The following is an 18,735-nucleotide window of genomic DNA, read 5'->3' as shown; positions in this document are numbered from 1 at the left end:
GAAGGAGGGAGGGCGGCAGGGCAGGGCGAGGGGAGGGGAGAGCTCAGGCACCCATGAGGGGCCCGTATGTGAAGGCGCCGCGGCGGACAGCACGCGGGCGGGGCAGAACAGAGGGTCGGCTCAACAGGAAGAGGACCACACACGACCGAAGTCGATGTGGGAGCGCGTGACCAGCTGCTGCTGCGGATGCATGGCCCCAGTGGAACAGGCATCGGTTCCCCCGTCAACCGCGATGAGACGTACGGCTCACAGTGCGGACACCCTTGACAGCGGGCCGTGTTGACCGCATAGCCTCGAAGGGCGGATCGGGCTGAGGGGCCCGGATCCGTGCTCAGCGCGTGTGAAGGCGCATCCCCGTGTTCGATCCGTCCCCTGGCATCCACGGAGCCTTCGCATGTCCGCGACCCTCGTCAAGATCCCCTCCACGGCCCCGCCGGCCGATCCACCCCTCCGAATCGTCCCCGCCCGCCGCGCGGGACAGTGGACCGCCGCAGGGCTCCTGCTCGTCCTCCTCGCGCTCGGCCTCGTCTCGGTCGTCCGCAACAAGGCCTTCCAGTGGGACGTGGTCGCCGAGTACTTCACCTCCGCGTCCGTCCTGCGCGGCCTCGGCCTCACCCTGTGGCTGACGGCCCTCGTCATGGCCCTGGGCTTCGCCCTCGGTACCCTGCTCGCGGTGCTGCGGCTCTCCGCCAACCCCGTCCTGCGGGCGGTGAGTTGGGGGTACGTCTGGTTCTTCCGGTCCACCCCGATCCTGGTCCAGCTGCTCTTCTGGTTCAACATCGGAGCGCTCTACCCGCAGATCCTCGGCGTGAACACGGTCAACCTCCTCGGCCCGGTCTCCGTCGCCGTCATCGGCCTCACCCTGCACGAGGCCGCCTACGCCGCCGAGGTCGTCCGCGGCGGCATCCTCTCCGTCGACCGGGGCCAGGCCGAGGCCGCACAGTCCCTCGGGCTCGGCCGGTGGCGCAGGCTCTCCCGGATCGTGCTGCCGCAGGCCATGCGCGCGATCGTCCCGCCCGCCGGGAACATGCTGATCGGCACCCTCAAGGGCACCTCGATCGTCTCCGTCATCGCCGTCCAGGACCTGCTCTACTCGACCCAGCTCGTCTACCACCGCACGTACGAGATCATCCCGCTGCTCCTCGTCGCCACCCTCTGGTACGTCGCCGTCACCTCGGTCCTCGGCATCGGCCAGCACTACGTCGAGCGGCACTACGCCCGCGGCACGGCCGGTGCGCGATGAGCCCGTCCCCGGTCTCCTCGACCGCCCCGGCCGCCTCGCGCACCCGGTCGCCCCGCCCGTCGATCGTGATCGTGGGCGCCGGGCCGCGGGGGACCGGTCTCCTCGAACGGCTCGCCGCCAACCTCCCCGAGCTGTACGGCGAGGGCCCGCTCGACGTCCACCTCGTCGACCCGCACCCGCCGGGCCCCGGCCGCATCTGGCGCACCGGGCAGTCCCCGCTGCTCTGGATGAACTCCCGGGCCGAGGACGTCACCATGTTCACCGACGAGACCGTGGACCTCGAAGGACCCGTCCGGCCGGGGCCCACCCTCGCCGCATGGGCCGGCATCGACGGCGGCACCTTCCCCACCCGAACGCAGCAGGGCGCTTATCTGCGCTGGGTGTACGAGCAGGCCAGGGCCTCCCTGCCCGCCTCCGTCACCGTCCACGAACACCGCACCACCGCCCTCCGCGTCAGCGGCCCCCGCGAGGGACGCCAGCGGGTCTGGCTGGAAGGCGGCACCGTGCCCCTCCTCGCCGACCTCGTCGTCCTCACCGTGGGCCACCTCGACGCCGAACCCGACCCGGAGCAGCGGGCCCTGGCCGGCTTCGCCGCCCGCCACCGGCTCGTCCACCTGCCGCCCGGCTTCACCGCCGACACCGACCTCGCCGTACTGCCCGCCCGGGAACCCGTCCTCGTCCGCGGCCTCGGACTCGCCTTCGTCGACCTGATGGTGCTGCTCACCGAGGGCCGCGGCGGACGGTACGAGGGCGAGGGCGACGCGCTCGTCTACGTACCGTCGGGCGAGGAGCCGGTGCTGCACGTCGGATCGCGGCGGGGAGTCCCGTACCACTCGAAGATCGGCTACCGCCTCGACGGCGAACGGCCCCCGCTGCCACGGTTCTTCGGGACCGAGCAGACCGACGACCTGCTGAAGCGGACCGGGCCGCTCGACTTCCGGCGCGATGTGTGGCCCCTCGTCGACAAGGAACTCGGCTGGGCCCACTACCACCGGCTCTTCTCCGCCCACCCCGAGCGGACCTCACTCGCCTGGAGCGACTTCGAGCGGGCGTACGAGGAAGCGCTGCCGCGCGGGGCCGAACTCGCCGCCGTGGTCGCCGCAGCCGTCCCCGACCCCGCCGACCGGCTCGACCTCGACGCCCTCGACCACCCCTTGGACGGGATCCGGTTCGCCTCCGCCGAAGCCCTCCAGCAGGGCCTGCGCGACCACATCACCGACGACCTGACCCGCCGCCACGACCCCGCCCACAGCCCCGACGCCGCCGTCTTCGCCGGTCTCCTCTCCGTCTACGGCCAGCTCCTGCGGCTCGGCAAGCGCCTCGACCCCGGCCCCTGGTGGCACGGCTTCTTCAGCTATCTCGCCTCCGGCCCGCCCGGGCCCCGGCTGCACCAGCTCCTCGCCCTCTCGCGGGCCGGCGTGGTGCGCTTCCTCGGACCGGGGCTCACCGTCGGGACCGACGAGGAACACGGGCTCTTCCGGGCCGCGTCCGCCGCGCTGCCGGGGGAGTGGACCGAGGCCCGCGCCCTGGTCGAGGCCCGACTGCCCGAGCCCACCCTCGAACGCACCGGCAGCCCGCTCCTCCGCGCCCTGTACGAGGACGGGGCGCGGGCCACCGCCGGCGGTCTGCTCGTCGTCGACCCCGCCGACGGCCGGGTCCTGGAGCGCGACGGACGCCCGCACCCGCGCCGCTTCGCCCTCGGCCCGCACACCACCGCCCGGACCGGCGGGGCCTTCACCCGGCCCCGGACCGGCGGGGCCGCCTTCGGCCAGAACGACGTCACCGCACGGGCCGCGCTGACCTTCCTGCGCGAGGACCGGGAGTGTCGGCGCCCGGTCCCGCTGAGCGCCTGACCCCGCTTGCAGGCCCGGTCCCACTGAGCGCCTGACCCCGCGCGCGCTCGCCTGGCGTCCGCGCCGCTCCTCCCGCCGTCCGACCCGTCTCCGAGGAACCGCCATGTCTCTCACCAGCGCCGACGTCGGCGTGAAAGACCCCACCACCCCACCCTCCGCCGCCCCCGCCGCACTCGTGGTCGTCCCCGTACGCCACCCCTGGCGCTGGGTGGCCGTCGCCGCCACCGCCGTCCTGCTCACCCAGTTCGCCCACGGCCTGGTCACCAACCCCGGCTGGGAATGGGACGTCTTCGCCGCGTTCTTCACCACGGAGACGATCCTCCAGGCCGTCTGGGTCACCCTCCAGCTCACCTTCCACGGCACCGCGCTCGGCTTCGCCATCGGCATCGTGCTCGCCTTCATGCGCCTGTCGGCCAGCCCGTTCCTGCGGTCCGTCGCCTTCGGCTACATCTGGGCCTTCCGTTCCATCCCGCTCATCGTCCAGCTGCTCTTCTGGTTCAACCTCGCCTACCTCTACCAGGAGCTGAGCATCGGCATCCCCTTCGGGCCGAGCTTCCTCTCCTTCGACACGACGGGCCTGGTCGGCGAGATGAGCGCCGCCGTCCTCGGCCTCGCCCTGCACCAGGCGGCCTACGCGGCGGAGATCGTCCGCGGTGGCGTACTCGCCGTGGACGAGGGCCAGTCGGAGGCCGCGGCCTCCCTCGGCATCCCGAAGCTCCGGCAGGTGCGGCGGATCGTGCTGCCGCAGGCGATGCGCTCGATCCTGCCCAACGCCGCCAACGAGATCATCTCGCTCTTCAAAGGCACCTCGATCGTCTCCGTCATGGCGATCGGCGAACTCTTCTACCAGGTGCAGGTCGTCTACGGCCGCAACGGGCGGGTCGTCCCGCTCCTGATGGTCGCCACCGCCTGGTACGTCCTGCTCACCACCGCGCTCTCCGTCGTCCAGCACTACGTCGAACGCCACTACGCGAAGGGGAGCGTCCGATGAGCTCCGTCACCACCACCAAGGACCCGAGGACGGCCACCGCCAAGGTCGAGATCCGGGCCGTCCACAAGAACTTCGGCCCGCTCCACGTCCTGCGCGGCATCGACCTCGACGTCCGCGCCGGCGAGGTCACCGTCGTCCTCGGCCCCTCCGGCTCCGGCAAGTCCACCCTCCTGCGCACCATCAACCACCTGGAGAAGGTCGACAGCGGCACCGTGAGCGTCGACGGCACCCTCGTCGGCTACCGCCGCTCCGGGAACAAGCTCTACGAGCTGCGCGAGCGGGACGTCCTCAAGCAGCGCACCCGGATCGGCTTCGTCTTCCAGAACTTCCACCTCTTCCCGCACCTGACGGTCCTGGAGAACATCGTCGAGGCCCCCGTCTCGGCCCTGAAGCGACCCCGCAAGGAAGCCGAGGCCGCGGCCCGGCAGCTGCTCACGCGCGTCGGACTCGCCGACAAGGCGGAGGCGTACCCCAAGCAGCTCTCCGGCGGGCAGCAGCAGCGGGTCGCCATCGCCCGCGCGCTCGCCCTCGAACCCGGCCTGCTCCTCTTCGACGAGCCGACCTCCGCGCTCGACCCCGAACTGGTCGGTGAGGTCCTCGACGTCATCAAGGACCTGGCCGCCTCCGGCACCACCATGATCGTCGTCACCCACGAGATCGGCTTCGCACGCGAGGTCGCCGACACCGTGGTCTTCATGGACGAGGGCCGGATCGTCGAGCAGGGACCGCCGGCCGAGGTGCTCGAAAGCCCGCGCCACGAACGGACTCGTGCCTTCCTCTCCAAGGTCCTCTGACTCTCCCCCTTTTTCCCTTCGCTCTTTTTCCTTCTCTCCCAGGAGCATCGCGATGAAGACCCGTCGTACCGCCCGTACCGTTCTCACCGCCCTCGCCTCGCTCACCGCCCTCGGGGCCCTCACCGCCTGCGGCGCGGGTGACGCCGCCGTCGAGACGCTCACGCCGGCGGGACAGAAGGGCCCCGGCATCAACCTGAGCCCGGAGCAGAACCGCGTCCGCACCCCCAAGGTCGCCGCCCTCGCCGCGCAGCTGCCCGAGGCCGTCCGCGCGAGAGGCAGCCTCGTCCTCGGCGTCTCCGCGACCGGCAATCCACCGCTCGTCTTCCACGCCACCGACGACAAGACCCTGATCGGCGTCGAGGTCGACCTCGCCACCCTGGTCGCCGACGCCCTCGGCCTGAAGCCCGAGTTCCACCGGGTCTCCTGGGAGAACCTCTTCGTCGGCCTGGACAGCGGCAAGTACGACGCCGTCTTCTCCAACGTCACCGTCACCGAGGAGCGCAAGGACAAGTACGACTTCGCCACCTACCGCCTGGACGACCTCGCCTTCGAGGCGAAGAAGGGCTCCGGTTGGAAGGTGAAGGGCCCCGAGGACGTGGCCGGGAAGAAGATCGCCGTCGGCTCCGGCACCAACCAGGAGAAGATCCTCGTCGACTGGTCCGCGCAGAACGAGAAGGCCGGCCGCGAGCCGGTCGACATCACGTACTACCAGAACACCTCGGACTACTACCTGGCGCTCCAGTCCGGCCGGATCGACGGCTACCTCGGCCCCAACCCCGTCGCCGCCTACCACGTGCTCTCCGCCGGACAGACCGAGATCGTCGGCAGGTTCTCCGGGGCGGGCGCCGGACTCCAGGGCAAGATCGCGGCCACCACGAAGAAGGACAGCGGTCTCGTCGCCGCCTACGCGGCCGCCCTCGACCACGTCATCGAGAACGGCACCTACGGCCAGGTCCTCAAGCGGTGGGGCCTGGACGGCGAGGCCGTGAAGAAGTCGGAGATCAACCCGCCGGGCCTTCCCCGCACCAAGAACTGACGCCTCCTCCGCTCCGTCCCGAGAGAGACCGCATGACCAGCATCGGTACCCGTACCAGCACCCGTCCCCTCCACCTCGCCGCCGAACTCGCCCCGGGGCCCGGCGCCCCGGGCCTTGGCGCCTCGGGCCCCGGCGCCCCGGCCCCCGCCGGCGCCCCGGGCATCGCCCCTTCGACCGCCGCCGCGCGTACGGTCGCGCTCGCCCGGCTCGCCGAGGCCGCCGCGCTCGACTTCCTCACCCACGACGACTCCTTCGCCCGGCCCGGCCTCGACGCGCTCGCCGTCCTCGCCCGGGTCGCGCCCGAGACCCGTGCCGTCGGCCTCGTCCCGACCGTGACCACCACCCACACCGAGCCCTTCCACGTCCAGGCCGCCGTCGCCACCCTCGACTGGGTCAGCCGGGGCCGGGCGGGCTGGCGGATCGCGGTCTCCCCGACCGGGGCCGAGGCCCGGCTCTTCGGCCGCCGCGAAGCCCCGCCCACCGACGCGCTCTGGCAGGAGGCGGGCGAGGTCGCCGAGGTGTCCCGCAGACTGTGGGACAGCTGGGAGGACGACGCCGAGATACGTGACGCGGCGACCGGGCGGTTCGTCGACCGCCGCAAGCTGCACCACGTGAACTTCCAGGGCGCGACCTTCTCGGTCAAGGGCCCCTCGATCGTGCCCCGGCCCCCGCAGGGCAACCCGGTGACCGTCGTCGACGCCACCCGCCCCGCCGCCCGGGACACCGCCGCCCACCACGCCGACGTGGCCCTGATCAGGGCATCGTCCGCAGAGGAGGCCGCGGCCCTCCGCGCCGAACTGCGGCAGGGCGCCCGCGCGCACGGCCGGGACCCCGGGCAACTGCGCGTCCTGCTCTCCGCGACCGTCGACCTCGACACGTACGAGGGCGGGCCGGCGGCGCTCGCCGAACTGATCGCCGGCTGGCACGGCGGCGGCGCGGTCGACGGCTTCCACCTCGTACCGGCCGTGCCCGAACGGGACCTGGCGCGGTTCACCGCCGACACCGTCACCCGGCTCAGGGACCGGGGCCTCTTCCGTACCGCCTACGAGGGCGCCACCCTCCGCGACCACCTGGGGCTCACCCGCCCCGCCAGCCAGTACGCGACGACGGGAGCAGGCGCGTGAGCAGCCCCGGGGGCCGGAAGCGGATCCATCTCGCCGCGCACTTCCCCGGCGTCAACTCCACCACCGTCTGGGCCGATCCGCGCTCCGGATCACAGATCGACTTCTCCTCGTTCGAGCACCTCGCGAGGACCGCGGAGCGCGGTCTGTTCGACTTCTTCTTCCTGGCCGAGGGGCTGCGGCTGCGCGAGCACAACGGGCGCATCCACGACCTCGACGTCGTCGGCAGGCCCGAGTCGATCACCGTCCTGGGCGCGCTGGCCGCCGTCACCGACCGGCTCGGCCTGGCCGCCACGGTCAACGCCACCTTCAACGAGCCGTACGAACTGGCCCGGCGGTTCGCCTCGCTCGACCACCTCAGCGCGGGCCGGGCCGCCTGGAACGTCGTCACCTCGTCGGACGCCTTCACCGGCGAGAACTTCCGGCGCGGCGGCTACCTCGACCGGGCCGACCGGTACGGCAGGGCCGCCGAGTTCCTCGCCACCGCCCGGGAACTGTGGGACTCCTGGACCCCGGACGGCACCCCGCGGCCCTTCACCCACAGCGGGCCGCAGTTCGGGATCGAGGGCGAGTTCACCGTCCCGCGCTCCCCGCAGGGACACCCGGTCGTCATCCAGGCGGGAGACTCCGCCGAGGGGCGGGAGTTCGCCGCGTCGGCCGCCGATGTGATCTTCACCCGTCACTCCACCCTGGAGGCCGGCCGGGAGTTCTACGCCGACGTCAAGGGACGGCTCGCCCGGTACGGGAGGGAGCCGGCCGACCTGAAGATCATGCCCGGGGTGACCTACGTCCTCGGGGACACCGACGCCGAGGCACGGGAGCGGGCCGCCGAGATCCGCCACCAGCAGGTCTCCCCGCAGAACGCGATCCTCGCCCTGGAGCAGATCTGGGGCCGCGACCTGTCCGGCTACGACCCCGACGGGCCGCTCCCGGACATCGACCCCGACCCCGATTCGACGCTCGTGCAGGGCCGGGTGCGGGTCGCCGACCCGCTGGCGGTGGCCGAGAAGTGGCGGGCGCTCTCCGAGGCGAAGGGTCTGTCGATCCGTCAGACGGTGGTCGAGTCCTCCGCCCGCCAGTCCTTCGTCGGCAGTCCGGCGACGGTGGCGGCGGCCCTGGAGGAGTTCGTCGCCAAGGACGCCGCCGACGGCTTCATCCTCGTCCCGCACCTCACCCCCGGCGGCCTCGACGACTTCGTCGACCGGGTCGTCCCGCTGCTCCAGGAGCGCGGAGTGTTCCGTACGGAGTACTCCGGCACGACGCTCCGGGCACACCTCGGGCTTCCCGAACCCGTATGGAAGGGTGGAACACCATGAGCACGGATCCCCAGCAGGACTGGCAGCACTGGCACGAACAGCGCGAGGCCGCGGTCTCCTCCTCGTACGGCCCGCTCTCCCTCTCGGGCACCCACTGGCTCGCGGACTTTCCGGAGGGGCGGCTTCCGGCCGTTCCCGGCGAGTGGCGGGAGGACGGTGACGAGGTGCTCCTGTCGGCGGGTGCCGAGGACGCCCTCACCGTCGACGGCAAGCCCTTCACCGGCACGGTCCGGCTCACCGCCGACCACGGCCCGATCCACGAGTCCCGGGTCGAGTCGGCCGGCCGGCGGCTCGTGGTCCTTCGACGCGAAGGGCTCTGGGCCGTACGGGACTTCGACCCCGGCTCGGAGGCGCGCCGCGCCTTCCGGGGCATCGAGGCCACCGCGTACGACGCGCGCTGGGTGGTGCCCGGCGTCTTCCGCCCGTACGGGGAGACCCGCAGCGTACGGGTCGAGAACGCCGACGGCAGGGAGCGCGGTCTCGGGCTCACCGGTGAGCTGGTCTTCGACCTGCACGGCGCCGAGCACACCCTCCAGGTGGCCGTCGAGGACGACGGTTCCCTGTGGGCGGTCTTCGCGGACGCGACCAGCGGCCGGGACAGCTACCGCTTCCGTTTCCTGCGCCCGGCGGCCCCGGCGGCGGACGGTTCGGTGACGGTGGACTTCAACCGCGCGCTGCTCCCGCCGTGCGCCTTCGCCGACCACTTCATCTGCCCCTTCCCGCCGCCCGGCAACACCCTCGACACCGCCGTCCCGGCGGGGGAGCGGCGGCTGAACCCCTCCTGACCAGGGCTTCGACGGGAGACATGACGGATGACGGGTGCCCCCGGCCATGACGGCGGGGGTACCCGTCCGGTCGGCGGTCTTGTGCGTCCGCTCAGGGAGGGCCACTATCGCTGACGGTGCATGTCAGGAACACGTCACCTGATGGCGCCTCATGGGCCCGCCATCCACGGGCCCCTCCGCTTTTCCCAGAAGGAGAATCGTGAGGAGCACAGTGAGGAACACCCGCACCCGTCTGCTCGCCCTCGTCGCCGGAATCGCGGCCGTGACCGCCGTCGGACTCCCCGGCGCCCAGGCCGCCCCCGCCCCCGGCCCGGCCGGAGCCGCCCAGCTCGCCCGCGCCGACGCCGCCGTCGACGCCGCGGGGGTCGGCGGCACCGCCTGGTACGTGGACAGAGCGGCCGGCCGGGTCGTCGTCACCGCCGACGCGACCGTCACCGACGCGGGGATCGCGAAGATCCGCGAGGCGGCCGGCGCCGACGCCGGAGCCCTCCGCGTCCAGCACACGCCCGGCGTCTTCAAGCCCCTGCTCGGCGCGGGTGACGCCATCTACGGCAACGGCTACCGCTGCTCGCTCGGCTTCAACGTCCGCAGCGGCAGCACGTACTACTTCCTCACCGCCGGCCACTGCGGCAACGTCGTGAACACCTGGTACGCCAACTCGGCGCAGTCCACCCTGATCGGCGCCACCACCGGGTCCAGCTTCCCCGGCAACGACTACGCGCTCGTCCGCTACGACAACGCCTCGCTGACCCACCCGGGCGGCTTCACCGCGGCCAACGCCTACGTGGGAGAGCCCGTCAGGCGCTCCGGCTCCACCACCGGCACCCGCAGCGGCACCGTCACCGGCCTGGACGCCACCGTCCACTACTCCGGCGGCGGCACCGTCCGGGGCATGATCCAGACCAATGTCTGCGCCGAACCCGGCGACTCCGGCGGCGCGCTCTACGACGGCACCAAGGCGCTCGGCATCACCTCGGGCGGCAGCGGCAACTGCTCCACCGGCGGCACCACGTTCTACCAGCCGGTGCCGGAGGCCCTCGCCAAGTACCGGGTCAGCCTCTACTAGGCGGCACGCGGGAGGAAGCGCGGAGACCAGGCCCGCCGAAGGCCCCCGCAGTGACGGGAGCCTTCGGCACGCGCGGCGGGCCTACGCGCGGACCCCGCCCATCTCCCCGGCGATCGGTTCCGCCCGCTCGGGCCCGCGCTTCAGCGAGGACATCACCAGGGTGACCGCCGCGCCGACGACCGCCCAGGCCGCGAGGACCAGCATCGAGCCGGTCATGTCGTTGCCCTTGAAATACGCGATCGAGCGCGCCGCCCAGGTGCCCGCGCCCGGCGGCAGGGCGGGGCCGATCGCGTTCCAGAACGGCGGCAGCATCGGCAGCGGGAAGGCGCCGCCCGCGCTGGGGTTGCCCGCGACCACGATGAGCAGGATCGCCAGGCCGATGCCGACGATCCCGAAGACCGACTGCAGGGCGAGGGTGGCGGCGCCGACGGCGAAGACGACCAGGGCGCCGAGTCCCCACAGGGCGGCGACGCTGCCGGGCAGGGCGTTCAGGATCGGGCCGACGATGACCGCGCCGCCGAGGCCGCCGAGGACCGAGTAGAGCGCGAGGACGCCGAGGCGGATGATCGCGCGCTCGCGGTTCGCGGGCCGGGAGCCCGCGCTGATCGCCAGGATCGCGGCGCAGATGTAGCCGCCGACGCACCAGCCGACGACGAGGTAGAAGGCGGAGAGCCCGTCGAAGTCGCCCTTCGATGCGGGGGCCACGTCGACCGTCCGTACGGTCCGCTGCTGGGCCCCCTCCACCTGGGTGAAGATCGTCTCCAGGGCCGAGGAGAGCACGGTGCCGCCGCCGGAGGCGACGAGCAGGGTGTCGGTGCGGCCGCCGGGGTCGACGATCAGGGCGCCGTCGAGGTCCCGGTTCAGGATCTGCTTCCGCGCCTCGGCCTCGTCGGCGGTCGTACGGGGGTCGAGCGGGTCGCCGGGGAGCTTCTCCAGCTGCCCGAGGAGCTGGGCGGAGACCTGCTGCGGCGCGACGACGCCGAAGGGCACGTCTCTCGGCTTGGGGTGGTGCAGGGCCCCGACGTACGAGGCGATGAACAGGAGCTGGAGGGCGAGGACACCGACGACCAGGAGGGCGGCTCGGGGCGTGACGGCGCTTTTCAGTTCGTCGACGAGGCTCATGCCCTCACGCTCCGGGGGAGGGGATGTTTCCGCAGGTGGGGTACGCCCGAATGGCTGACGGGAGGTGGCCCCGCACGGCTTATCGTACGGACGTTCGAAATGGGTTATGGTGAAGAACGGGGGGGTGGGAACGTACGTACGAATCGATGCGGGAGTGCGGGAGGTGCGCCATGCCGGGATTCACGCACCTGCACACCGCGTCGGGCTACTCCCTGCGATACGGCGCCTCGCACCCCCAGCGGCTCGCCGCCCGCGCCGCCGAGCGCGGCATGGACGCGCTCGCCCTGACCGACCGCGACACCCTCGCGGGCACGATCCGCTTCGCCAAGGCCTGCGCGAAGGAGGGCGTCCGTCCCCTGTTCGGCGTGGATCTGGCGTATGAGGCGGCTGGAACCCCCGGGGCCTCGGGTGTCACGGGTGTCACGGGTGTTCCCGGTGTCCTGGGCGTCCCCGGGTCCGCAGCCGCCTCCGGGTCCGCAGCCGCCTCCGGATTCGCGGCCGCCTCCAGATCCGCGGCCGATTCCGCCTCCGCCCGGCGGGTGCCCGTCCGGGGTGGGGCCTTCGTCGACGAGTCCGCGCCCCGCGCCCTCTTCCTCGCCCGCTCCCGTACCGGCTGGGCCTCCCTCTGCGCGATGGTCACCGCCGCCCACGCCGGTGGCGGGGAGCAGCCCCTGCTGCCCTGGTCCGCCCTGCGCGACGACGACGTGTTCGTGCTGCTCGGCCCCGCGTCCGACGTCGGCCGCGCCCTCGCCGCAGGACGCCCCGACCGGGCCGCCCGGCTGCTCGCCCCCTGGCGCGAGCGGTGCGGCGACGCGCTGCGGCTCATGGCCGTCGACCACGGCCGTACCGGCGCCGGGCCCGGCTCCCTGCGGCTCGCCGCCCGTACCGTCGGCTTCGCCGCCGAGCAGGGCGTCCGGCCCGTCCTCGGCAACGCCGTCCGCTACGCCGACGCCGGCCAGGGCCCGGTCGCCGACGTCCTCGACTCCGCCCGCCGCCTGGTCCCGATCGACCCCCGCAAGGAGCTCGACAGCGGCGAGGCCTGGCTCAAGGGCCTCGGAGGACCCGACGGCATGCTGGCCGCCGCCGAGCGGATCGTCGAGGCCGCGGGCTTCCGCCGGGACACCGCCCACCGGCTCCTCGAACAGACCGCGGCGGTCGCCGCCGCCTGCCAGGTCGACCCCGAGGACGACCTCGGCATCGGCTCCGCCCACTTCCCCGAACCCCACCTCGTCGGCGCCGAGCACCGCACCGCCCAGCGCGTCCTCGCCTCCCGGGCCGCCGCCGGCATGGTCCTGAAGGGGTACGAGAAGCGGGGCGACTACTGGGACCGGATGCACCGCGAGCTGGACGTCATCGCCCACCACCACTTCGCCACCTACTTCCTGACGGTCGCTCAGGTCGTCGATGACGTCCGGGACATGGGCATCCGGGTCGCCGCCCGCGGCTCCGGCGCAGGCTCCCTCGTCAACCACCTCCTCGGCATCGCCCACGCCGACCCGGTCGAGCACGGCCTGCTGATGGAACGCTTCCTCTCCAAGCGCCGCACCGCCCTGCCCGACATCGACATCGACGTGGAGTCCGCCCGCCGCCTGGAGGTCTACCGGGCGATCATCGACCGCTTCGGCACCGCGCGCGTCGCCACCGTCGCCATGCCCGAGACCTACCGGGTCCGCCACGCGGTACGGGACGTGGGCGCGGCCCTCTCCATGGACCCGGCCGAGATCGACCGGATCGCCAAGGCCTTCCCGCACATCCGCGCCCGGGACGCGCTCGCCGCCCTCGACGAACTGCCCGAGCTGCGCGAACTCGCGGGGGAGAAGGAGAAGTACGGGAAGCTCTGGGAGCTGGTCGAGGCGCTCGACGCGCTGCCCCGCGGCACCGCCATGCACCCCTGCGGGGTACTGCTCTCGGACGCCTCGCTGCTCACCCGTACCCCCGTGGTGCCCACCAGTGGCGAGGGGTTCCCCATGTCCCAGTTCGACAAGGAGGACGTGGAGGACCTCGGGCTGCTCAAGCTGGACGTCCTCGGGGTGCGGATGCAGTCCGCGATGGCCCATGCCGTCACCGAGGTCGAACGGGCCACGGGCATCCGGCCGGACATCGACGCGATCCCGGAGGGCGACCCCGAGACGTACCGGCTCATCCGCTCCACCGAGACCCTCGGCTGCTTCCAGATCGAGTCGCCTGGCCAGCGCGACCTGGTCGGCCGGCTCCAGCCCGCCACCTTCCACGACCTCGTCGTCGACATCTCGCTCTTCCGGCCGGGGCCGGTCGCCGCCGACATGGTCCGCCCCTTCATCGAGGCCCGGCACGGCCGCGCCCCCGTCCGCTACCCGCACCCCGACCTGGAGGAGACCCTGAAGGAGACGTACGGCGTGGTCGTCTTCCACGAGCAGATCATCGAGATCGTACGGATCATGACCGGCTGCCGCCGCGACGAGGCCGACCAGGTCCGGCGCGGGCTCTCCGACCCCGAGTCGCAGGGCCGGATCAGGCTCTGGTTCGCCCGGCAGGCCTCGGCGCGCGGATACGCGGACGAGGTCGTCGCCCGGACCTGGGAGATCGTGGAAGCCTTCGGTTCGTACGGCTTCTGCAAGGCGCACGCGGTGGCCTTCGCCGTGCCGACGTACCAGTCGGCCTGGCTCAAGGCGCACCACCCGGCCGCCTTCTACGCCGGGCTGCTCACCCACGACCCCGGCATGTACCCCAAGCGGCTGCTGCTCGCGGACGCGCGGCGGCGCGGGGTGCCGGTGCTGCCGCTCGACGTGAACCGGTCGGCGGTCGCTCACCGTATCGAACTGGTGTCTGATTCTCCGTCCGGAGCCCGGTGGGGACTCCGGCTCGGCCTCGGCGACGTCCACGGCATCGGCGGGACCGAGAGCGCCCGCATCGAGGCCGGACAGCCCTACGCCTCCCTCCTCGACTTCTGGGAACGCGCCCGCCCCCGCACCCCCGTCGCCGAACGGCTCGCCCAGGTGGGTGCGTTGGACGCCTTCGGCGCCAACCGCCGCGACCTCCTCCTCCACCTCACCGAACTCCGGCGCGTCCACCGGGGAGCCGCCTCCCACGGCGGACAGCTCCCGCTCGCCCAGGGCGGCAGGACCGCCCCCGTCGGCCTGCCCGACCTCGACGAGACGGAACGCCTCAGCGCCGAACTCGGCATCCTCGGCATGGACGCCTCCCGCCACCTCATGGGCGACCACCACGCCTTCCTCGAAGAGCTCGGCGTCGTCTCCGCCCAGCGCCTCCGCGAGACCCCGCACGGCAGGACCGTCCTCGTCGCGGGCGCCAAGGCCGCCACCCAGACCCCGCCGATCCGTTCCGGCAAACGGGTCATCTTCACCACCCTCGACGACGGCACAGGACTGGTCGACCTCGCCTTCTTCGACGACGCCCACGAGCGCTGCGCCCACACCGTCTTCCACTCCTGGCTGCTCCTGGTCCGGGGAGTGGTGCAGCGGCGCGGCCCCCGCAGCGTCAGCGTGGTCGGCGCCGCCGCCTGGAACCTCGCCGAACTGGTCGAACTGCGGGCGTCCGGCGGTCTCGACGCGGTCGGGGCACGCCTCGCCGAACCCGGTCCTTCCGGCGGAAACGGCGACTCCGGCCGCCGCATCACCCTGCCCACCGGCTACGAACTGAACCCCTGGGCCGACCTCAAGCCGGCGGGCGAAGGGGCCCCAAGCGGAAGGAAGCTGTGGCACAGCAGTCCGGGGAGCGCGGGATGATCCTCTGTGTACGGTTCCGACTCGAACCGATGTGGGAAGTGCTCTTCCCCCAACTCTGCGACCTCCTCGGCGAGTTCACCCCTACCGTCGAGGCCGCACCGCCCGGCGAGGCGCTCGCCGACGTGCGCGGCGCGCTGCGCTACTTCGACCGGACCCCGGCCGAGCTCGCCTCCGTGATCCGGGTCAGGGCACTCGCCCTCTACGGCGTCGACTGCGTCATCGGCGCCGGACCCAACCCGATGCTGGCCCGGATGGCCGCCCGCGAGGCCCGGCCCGGCGCCACCCTCGTCGTCGACGACCCCGCCGCCTTCCTGCGCGACCGGCCGGTCGTCGCACTCGACGGCGTCGGCCGGACCACCGCGCGTACCCTCTGCGGCTACGGACTCGACTCCGCGGGACGCGTCGCGGACGCACCGCTCGCCGTCCTCCAGCGGCTCATCGGCGCGAAGGCCGGCCGCGAGGTGTGGGAACGGGCCCGGGGCATCGACCGCACCCCCGTCGTCCCGCACGCCGCCTCACGGTCGGTCGCGGCCGAACGCGCCTTCCCGCGCGACGAGACCGACCGGACGGAACAGCGCAGGGCCCTCCTCTCGCTCGCCGAGGAGCTGGGCGCCCGGCTGCGGACGGAGGGACAGGTGTGCCGCGGGCTCGCCGTCACCGTGCGGTACGCGGACCGGACCACGACCACCCGGAGCCGTACCCTGCCCGAACCCACCGCCCACTCCGCCGCGCTCACCACCCTCGCGTACGCCGTCCACGACTCCTTCGGCCTCCAGCGGGCCCGGGTACGGGGCATCGCCCTGCGCGCCGAGGGACTGGCGGGCGCCGAGGGAGCCGCGCACCAGCTGTCCCTGGACCCGGCGGACGAGAAGGCCCGGCGGATCGAGGCGGTGGCCGACCGGGCACGGGCGAAATACGGCCCGCGAGCGATCGTCCCGGGCTCGCTGGCGGCCTAACAGCCTTGCCGCTAGGCCTTCTTGATGACGTATCACTTTTTACCGACGCGTAACTTCCCAGCCATGGCTACTCGTGCGTAGCTTGGCTGAAGCGCATCCCCACTTGTGGTCCGGACCGCAGGGCGTCACACCCCACCTCTCCCTTGAGCCGCAAGGAGATCGCCCGATGCTGCCCTGGAACCCCTGGAAGCACGCTGCCAGAGCGCTGTCCGTCCTGTTCCTCACCGCCGCCGCCACGCTCGCCCCGACCGCCGCCGCCTCGGCCCAGGCCGAGACCGCCACGGCCTCCGCGACCGCCACCAGCCGGGGCTGGAACGACTTCTCCTGCAAGCCCTCCGCCGCTCACCCGCGCCCCGTCGTCCTCGTCCACGGCACCTTCGGGAACTCCGTCGACAACTGGCTCGTCCTCGCGCCGTACCTGGTCAACCGCGGCTACTGCGTCTTCTCGCTCGACTACGGCCAGCTGCCCAACGTGCCGTTCTTCCACGGCCTCGGCCCCATCGAGAAGTCGGCCGAGCAGCTCGACGCCTACGTCGACCGGGTTCTCGCCGCCACCGGCGCCCCCGAGGCGGACCTCGTCGGACACTCGCAGGGCGGCATGATGCCCCGCTGGTACCTCAAGTTCCTCGGCGGGGCCGAGAAGGTGAACGCGCTCGTCGGCATCGCCCCCGACAACCACGGCACCACCCTCCTCGGACTCACCAAGTTGCTCCCGCACTTCCCCGGCGCCGAGGACCTGATCAGCGCCACCACCCCGGGCCTCGCCGACCAGATCGCCGGCTCGCCCTTCATGACCAAGCTCAACGAGGGCGGCGACACCGTCGCGGGCGTCCGCTACCACGTCATCGCGACCCGGTACGACGAGGTCGTCACCCCGTACCGCTCGCAGTTCCTGTCGGGGCCGAACGTCACGAACGTCCTCATCCAGGACAAGTGCGCGCTCGACCTGTCCGAGCACGTGGCGATCGGCACGGTCGACCGGGTCACCTTCCACGAGGTCGCCAACGCCCTCGACCCGGCCCGCGCGACCCCGACCACCTGCCTCTCGGTGATCGGCTAGCAGCCGTGTTCGCTCCGTCGGCGTAAGGAAGCCGCGCCCTGATGGCGCAGTGTCACAGGATGGGGGCTAATCGTGCTCAAGCGTGCGTTTCTGGCGCATCACGAGACAGCCACGGTGAACGCCTACGGAATGTTCACGAATGGAGCCTGTGACATGACCACCGACCTTCCCCCCACCCGCCCGGCGGAAGACGAGATAGAACCGACCGCAGGGCCCGCCCGAGGTCCGACCCTCCACTCGGCTGTCTCCCCGCCCCCGGCACCCGGGGCGCCGCCCATCCCCGCCCGGCCGACGGTGCCCCCCACCGTGCCGGCGGTCCCGGTCCTGACGGCGACCCCGGTCAAGGAGGAGCCGCCGGCCAAGGTGGAGCCTCCGGTCATGGAGCCCCAGGTCAAGGCGGAGCCTCTGGTCACGGAGACTCCGGCCAGGCAGCCGTACCCGGCCAGGGCGGCGTATCCGGTCACGGTGGAGCCGCCGGTCACGGCGCCTCCGGCCGGGGAGGCGCCTCCGGCCGCGGTGGAGCGTCCGGCCAAGGAAGCGTCCCCGGCCAAGGAGGAGCCCCCGGCCAAGGAGGCGCCTCCGGTCATGGAGCCCCAGCTCAAGGCGGAGCCCCCGGTCGAGGAGTCCCAGGCCCAGGACGAGAACGGTGACGAGGCGGTCCACACGCTCCTGCGGACGGCCGCGACCGAGCGCCCGGTGGCCGAGGTCGCCGCACTCGTCGCCCGGCTCCAGGAGACCGGCGCCGTGTCCAGCCCCGCCGACGTGGCGCTCCGCGCGGCCGCCGTCACCCGCCCCCTGGACGAGGTACGGCAGCTGCTCGCGCTCCTGAACGCCTCGGGGTACGACCTCCACCAGGCCGAGACCACGCTGCGCGCCGCGGCGGTGGGCCGGCCGATCGAGGACGTGGTGCGGCTCGTCGGCATCCTCGGGACCGACAGCAGCGACTGGCAGCCCCCCGGTGAGCGGAAGGCCGCGCCCGGCCAGGCCGCCGGAACCGCGGCCGCGGCCGCCACCGGCCCGAAGCGCGGCCGGGGCGCCGCCGAGCAGCCGAAGTCGACGCTGGACGGCGGCCTCGCCACGGGGCCCGGCAGCCACAGCAGCTCCCCGGCGCTGCGGTCGGCGCTGCGCTGGCCGACAGCCGTCGCGCTGTTCGTCTGCGGCCTCCTCCACCTGCCGACGGACCTCGCGGGTCTGCGCTCGGGCGGCGACGCGGAGACCGTGTCCGTGGTCGTCACCGTGCTCTGCGTGGTGGCCGCGGTGTGGCTCGCCGCACGGGACACCCTGCTCGTCTGGGCCGCCGTCGCGGGCCTCGCCATCGTCGTCATAGCGCTCCACGGAGTGGCGAGCGCCCGCACCGTCGACCTGTTGAGCAGCAGCCTGGGCACCACCTTCGCCTGGGCCAAGGCCCTGGCGCTGCTGAGTGCCGTGGCCGTCGTCCTCCTGACCGGCACGGCGGTGGTCCGTCACACGAGGATGGCCGGCGCGGCGGACAGCACCTGAGGCCCGGCCCCCCCACAGGGCCACCTCCGCCCGGGCAGCCTCGCGCCGCCCGGGCGGACGCGCGTCCTAGGGCCCTAGGGCGTGTCCGGCGGATCATGGCCGGGGTCGCGACGCCTGGCACGGCACCTCGCCGCGTTGCCGAAACGCCCGAATAGCTCCGCTATGAG

The 18,735-nt window shown here is 73.0% G+C and carries 14 protein-coding genes; 13 read left to right on the top strand and 1 reads right to left on the bottom strand.

Translation table 11 applies throughout. The features are described from left to right. Positions 1-394 precede the first annotated feature (394 nt). The 9 genes from ABT034_RS28360 (at position 395) to ABT034_RS28320 (ending at position 10,205) form a co-directional block, all read left to right on the top strand. A complete protein-coding gene (locus ABT034_RS28360) occupies positions 395-1,243 on the top strand; it encodes an amino acid ABC transporter permease (protein WP_351219899.1) in 849 nt (282 codons plus the stop codon). Further along, positions 1,240-3,096 (top strand): FAD/NAD(P)-binding protein, encoded by a 1,857-nt coding sequence (locus tag ABT034_RS28355; protein WP_351219898.1) that lies wholly within the window; start codon positions 1,240-1,242, stop codon positions 3,094-3,096. Before ABT034_RS28360 ends, ABT034_RS28355 begins: the two co-directional genes overlap by 4 nt. A gap of 103 nt (positions 3,097-3,199) precedes the next feature. After that, positions 3,200-4,087, top strand: coding sequence for an amino acid ABC transporter permease (locus ABT034_RS28350; RefSeq protein ID WP_351219897.1), 888 nt, complete (start codon positions 3,200-3,202; stop codon positions 4,085-4,087). Next, the gene (locus ABT034_RS28345) at positions 4,084-4,881 is read left to right on the top strand and encodes an amino acid ABC transporter ATP-binding protein (protein ID WP_351219896.1); all 798 of its coding nucleotides are present in this window, start codon (positions 4,084-4,086) and stop codon (positions 4,879-4,881) included. Before ABT034_RS28350 ends, ABT034_RS28345 begins: the two co-directional genes overlap by 4 nt. 52 nt (positions 4,882-4,933) lie before the next feature. Continuing rightward, the gene (locus ABT034_RS28340; protein WP_351219895.1) at positions 4,934-5,917 is read left to right on the top strand and encodes an ABC transporter substrate-binding protein; all 984 of its coding nucleotides are present in this window, start codon (positions 4,934-4,936) and stop codon (positions 5,915-5,917) included. 32 nt (positions 5,918-5,949) lie between these two features. Then, positions 5,950-7,041, top strand: a complete 1,092-nt coding sequence (locus tag ABT034_RS28335; protein ID WP_351219894.1) for an LLM class flavin-dependent oxidoreductase — start codon at positions 5,950-5,952, stop codon at positions 7,039-7,041. 23 nt (positions 7,042-7,064) lie between these two features. Then, complete coding sequence (locus ABT034_RS28330; RefSeq protein WP_502973077.1) at positions 7,065-8,354, top strand: NtaA/DmoA family FMN-dependent monooxygenase; 1,290 nt, start codon at positions 7,065-7,067, stop codon at positions 8,352-8,354. Next, complete coding sequence (locus ABT034_RS28325; RefSeq protein WP_351219892.1) at positions 8,351-9,139, top strand: DUF1684 domain-containing protein; 789 nt, start codon at positions 8,351-8,353, stop codon at positions 9,137-9,139. Before ABT034_RS28330 ends, ABT034_RS28325 begins: the two co-directional genes overlap by 4 nt. 151 nt (positions 9,140-9,290) lie before the next feature. Further along, positions 9,291-10,205, top strand: a complete 915-nt coding sequence (locus ABT034_RS28320; protein WP_351219891.1) for a S1 family peptidase — start codon at positions 9,291-9,293, stop codon at positions 10,203-10,205. An 81-nt stretch (positions 10,206-10,286) separates the two neighbouring features. Here the strand turns inward: ABT034_RS28320 and ABT034_RS28315 are convergent, their stop codons facing one another. Further along, complete coding sequence (locus tag ABT034_RS28315) at positions 10,287-11,327, bottom strand: DUF3533 domain-containing protein (protein ID WP_351219890.1); 1,041 nt, start codon at positions 11,325-11,327, stop codon at positions 10,287-10,289. A 170-nt stretch (positions 11,328-11,497) separates the two neighbouring features. On the opposite strand from ABT034_RS28315, the gene ABT034_RS28310 reads away from it, so the two are divergent. From ABT034_RS28310 to ABT034_RS28295, 4 genes are all read left to right on the top strand, one after another. Continuing rightward, a complete protein-coding gene (locus ABT034_RS28310; RefSeq protein ID WP_351219889.1) occupies positions 11,498-15,052 on the top strand; it encodes a DNA polymerase III subunit alpha in 3,555 nt (1,184 codons plus the stop codon). Beyond that, positions 15,049-16,008, top strand: a complete 960-nt coding sequence (locus ABT034_RS28305) for a DNA polymerase Y family protein (protein ID WP_502973075.1) — start codon at positions 15,049-15,051, stop codon at positions 16,006-16,008. Before ABT034_RS28310 ends, ABT034_RS28305 begins: the two co-directional genes overlap by 4 nt. A gap of 166 nt (positions 16,009-16,174) precedes the next feature. Beyond that, positions 16,175-17,068 (top strand): esterase/lipase family protein, encoded by an 894-nt coding sequence (locus ABT034_RS28300; protein ID WP_351219888.1) that lies wholly within the window; start codon positions 16,175-16,177, stop codon positions 17,066-17,068. Positions 17,069-17,221: 153 nt separating this feature from the next. Beyond that, on the top strand, positions 17,222-18,568 hold the full coding sequence (locus ABT034_RS28295) for a hypothetical protein (RefSeq protein WP_351219887.1): 1,347 nt from the start codon (positions 17,222-17,224) through the stop codon (positions 18,566-18,568). The last annotated feature ends 167 nt before the right edge of the window (positions 18,569-18,735 follow it).

This window comes from Streptomyces sp. NPDC002773, assembly GCF_040295605.1.
GTDB lineage: Bacteria > Actinomycetota > Actinomycetes > Streptomycetales > Streptomycetaceae > Streptomyces.
This window is presented reverse-complemented; position numbering and strand designations above follow the sequence as displayed.

Coding starts and splice junctions, on each gene's coding strand:
- ABT034_RS28360 (WP_351219899.1), top strand. CDS start 395: ATGTCCGCGACCCTCGTCAAGATCCCCTCCACGGCCCCGCCGGCCGAT.
- ABT034_RS28345 (WP_351219896.1), top strand. CDS start 4,084: ATGAGCTCCGTCACCACCACCAAGGACCCGAGGACGGCCACCGCCAAG.
- ABT034_RS28310 (WP_351219889.1), top strand. CDS start 11,498: ATGCCGGGATTCACGCACCTGCACACCGCGTCGGGCTACTCCCTGCGA.
- ABT034_RS28305 (WP_502973075.1), top strand. CDS start 15,049: ATGATCCTCTGTGTACGGTTCCGACTCGAACCGATGTGGGAAGTGCTC.
- ABT034_RS28320 (WP_351219891.1), top strand. CDS start 9,291: ATGGGCCCGCCATCCACGGGCCCCTCCGCTTTTCCCAGAAGGAGAATC.
- ABT034_RS28295 (WP_351219887.1), top strand. CDS start 17,222: ATGACCACCGACCTTCCCCCCACCCGCCCGGCGGAAGACGAGATAGAA.
- ABT034_RS28340 (WP_351219895.1), top strand. CDS start 4,934: ATGAAGACCCGTCGTACCGCCCGTACCGTTCTCACCGCCCTCGCCTCG.
- ABT034_RS28335 (WP_351219894.1), top strand. CDS start 5,950: ATGACCAGCATCGGTACCCGTACCAGCACCCGTCCCCTCCACCTCGCC.
- ABT034_RS28355 (WP_351219898.1), top strand. CDS start 1,240: ATGAGCCCGTCCCCGGTCTCCTCGACCGCCCCGGCCGCCTCGCGCACC.
- ABT034_RS28300 (WP_351219888.1), top strand. CDS start 16,175: ATGCTGCCCTGGAACCCCTGGAAGCACGCTGCCAGAGCGCTGTCCGTC.
- ABT034_RS28350 (WP_351219897.1), top strand. CDS start 3,200: ATGTCTCTCACCAGCGCCGACGTCGGCGTGAAAGACCCCACCACCCCA.
- ABT034_RS28315 (WP_351219890.1), bottom strand. CDS start 11,327: ATGAGCCTCGTCGACGAACTGAAAAGCGCCGTCACGCCCCGAGCCGCC.
- ABT034_RS28325 (WP_351219892.1), top strand. CDS start 8,351: ATGAGCACGGATCCCCAGCAGGACTGGCAGCACTGGCACGAACAGCGC.